Annotated in this window: 1 protein-coding gene and 1 pseudogene; both read right to left on the minus strand. The window is 65.6% G+C overall.

All coding sequences use genetic code 11. The features are described from left to right. A pseudogene (locus NP3_RS33615) lies at positions 1–462 on the minus strand (hypothetical protein); the annotation flags it as partial. Between the two features lie 473 nt (positions 463–935). Further along, positions 936–1,880, minus strand: a complete 945-nt coding sequence (locus NP3_RS33620; protein ID WP_063045779.1) for an alpha/beta hydrolase — start codon at positions 1,878–1,880, stop codon at positions 936–938. Positions 1,881–2,037 lie beyond the last annotated feature (157 nt).

Here is a 2,037-nt window from a genome sequence, read left to right on the forward strand (position 1 = left end):
ATTGAGCGCAGCAGCCCACCACGCATACGCCGGAAGCGTCAGCGGACAAAACAGATAGAACCCCAGCGGCACCAGAATCGCCCACCGCACCCCTATGAGCACGATCAGCATCCGCACCACCGCCACCGACGCCGCCAATTGCAGCACCAGCAGCGACACCACCGGCCCAGCCCACGTCAACGGCGCAACCGCAGTCACCACCCAGGCCGTAGCGAACGCCAACGGCATGAAATGCCCATCGTGGTTGTACAACAGCAAATCCGCAGACCACAGCGAATAACTCCCCGCCCGCCCCACCAAAATCAGATCATCCCAATAAAAGAACCCACTCCCCGCCACCCACCCCCGAACCACCAACTGCACCACCACAAGAAAAGCCACCGCGCCGAGAACACCCCGCCCCGCCCCACCCACCCGCGCAGGCGCGACGTCAACCCACTTCGGCACGGCGACGGTATCCATGTCACCCCACCGTAGTGTCACGCGCTGGACGCGCGACAACTTCGCGCCACGCGTCACCTGCCTCCCGCGCGCATGGACCGTCTCTCGCGCCACGTACCGATTCCCCGGCGAAACGTCCCCGACGATGCGCGGCAGCAGGCCCGAGATGGGGGCAACCACGGACGCGCAGCGCTGTCCCCAAGATGCGCCAAGTGCGCTACTGACGGCCGGTTCGCTCCGCACCGCGCATTTTCTCTCGCGCCCCGCATCAATTCGCCGGGCGAAACATGCGCGGCGCGAATTGGTGCGCGAGGGCACCCGAGATTGCGGGCACTCACGAGCACGCGCAAAGTGCGCCGTAGACGACGGGCGATATCTTCGCGCCGCGCGCCAAGAACAGCCGCGCTGTCCCGTGCGAAGGCTGTGCATGCAGGCGGTGCGAGAAGCGGTGCGCGGGCAGGCTGGGGATTATCGACGCGACGGGCCGGGCTTGGTCATGCGCCCAGGGCTCGGGCCAGGTGGGGCCAGGAATCGTGGAGGTCGGTTTCGAACTGGCCCCAGGTGTGGGATCCTTCGGGGCGGTTGACGTGGATGGCGGGGAGGCCGAGCTCGCTGAGCCGGTCCGCGAATGCGTCGGTGCATGAGCTGGCAATGGCTTCGATCGGCGGGAAGCCTAGTCCGCCTTCATCGATCGCGCCGGGGGTTCCGGTGGCGGCCGAGAGATAGATCGTCTTACCGGCCAAGGCGCTCGCATTGGCGAACGCGTCGTGCATCCGCCAGATCCCTTGGCCCAGCTCACCCCACATATTCACCGGATTGGCGCCGCCGCGGATCACCTGCGCGCTGACCATCGCGACTCCGAGCGCATCCGAAGTCCACGGACATCCGCTGTAGGCCGCCACCGCGCTGTACACATCGCGCGCCTGAATCGCAAGATCCACCGCCGACCCCGCGCTCATCGACACACCCGCGATCGCATTGCGTCCGGTGCTGCCGAGCCGGGTATCGAGGACGGCCGGAAGTTCCCGGGAGAGATACGTTTGCCACCGGTTCCGGCCGACCGCCGGATCGTCGCTGAGCCAGTCGGTGTACATGCTGTACGCGCCGCCGATCGGCATCACCACGTTGACGTGTTTATCGGCGAAGAACTGCCGGACATCCGTATCGTCCCACCACGAGATGCCATCGGTACCGCCACCGATTCCAGTGAGCAGATACAGCGTCGGCGCAGAACCACCCGCGGCTCGAATCACCCTATTGCTCACCACCCGATCCATCGCGGGGGAGTAAACGTCCACTTGCGAAACCGAACCGTCCAGCGGCGTCTCCCCGACCACGCGCGGCGCCGCAACAGCAGGACACACGGACAGAACAGAAACCGCGAAACCGGCCACCAGCACACCCACGAGCGAGGCCAAAACCCTTGAAGCCCTCACCATTCCGGAATACCACCAAATCCAAAACGCAAACCCATTGCGTACCAACATCTTCGGAATGCCACCAAACCCCAAGCTCCACACCACCGCAATACACCGCCACCGCCTGGACTCACCGTCGCCGCATCCCACCCCCCGTCCCACACCCCCGCCACCCCTT

The sequence above is a fragment of the Nocardia pseudovaccinii NBRC 100343 genome (assembly GCF_001613225.1).
Taxonomy (GTDB): Bacteria; Actinomycetota; Actinomycetes; order Mycobacteriales; family Mycobacteriaceae; genus Nocardia; species Nocardia pseudovaccinii.

What these genes read in the sequence shown, in the direction of transcription:
- NP3_RS33620 (WP_063045779.1), bottom strand. Translation starts at nt 1,880, where the DNA reads ATGGTGAGGGCTTCAAGGGTTTTGGCCTCGCTCGTGGGTGTGCTGGTG.